The organism is bacterium, assembly GCA_020440705.1.
Lineage (GTDB): Bacteria > Krumholzibacteriota > Krumholzibacteriia > LZORAL124-64-63 > LZORAL124-64-63 > JAGRNP01.
Window position 1 is genome coordinate 1 of the sequence record JAGRNP010000296.1, and the last position, 621, is coordinate 621.

Annotated in this window: 1 protein-coding gene; it reads right to left on the reverse strand. The window is 62.0% G+C overall.

The features are described 5' to 3' along the window. On the reverse strand, positions 1–553 hold a 553-nt coding region (locus KDM41_18465), incomplete at its 3' end, for a rhomboid family intramembrane serine protease (protein MCB1185409.1). Between the last annotated feature and the right edge of the window lie 68 nt (positions 554–621).

Genomic DNA, 621 nt, shown 5'->3' on the forward strand with positions numbered 1-621 from the left:
GGGCGAAGTGGGCGACACCGGCCTGGCTACCGCTTATGCCGAGAAACAGTTCGATCGCGCCGTAACCTGTCACGAATACCCAGGCCGGCATCGGAATCGGCGGAAACAGCAACATGATGCGCTGATACGGAAACATCATGCCGAAGGCGAGCAACAGCCCGAAAACCCCGCCCGAGGCGCCGAGGGTCGGATAGATACCGCCGGTGAACCAGGCGATCACGAGCAACTGGGCGACACCGGCGCCGACGACGCAGGCCAGGTAGTAGATGGCGAACGGCCGCGACCCGAACAGACGCTCGATCGCACCGCCGAACATCCACAGGGCGAACATGTTGAAGAACAGATGCGGCAAGCCGCCATGCAGGAAGCCGTAGGTGACCACTTGCCAGATCTCGAAACCGATCGAGACGCCATCCTGGGTTTGCAGGTGGGTGCCCAGCGGCCACAGCGCGAAATGGATGATCAGCGGATCGCCGATCAGCATCTGCAGCAGATAGATGCCGATGTTGGCAATCAGCAGGTTGCGCGTCACCGGCGGCAGGTCAATCGGCATGGGGATTCCTTGCGGGGTTGCGGCGACCGTTTGCGGACGCACCTTGATGCTCGAAAGTCGAGGCGGAA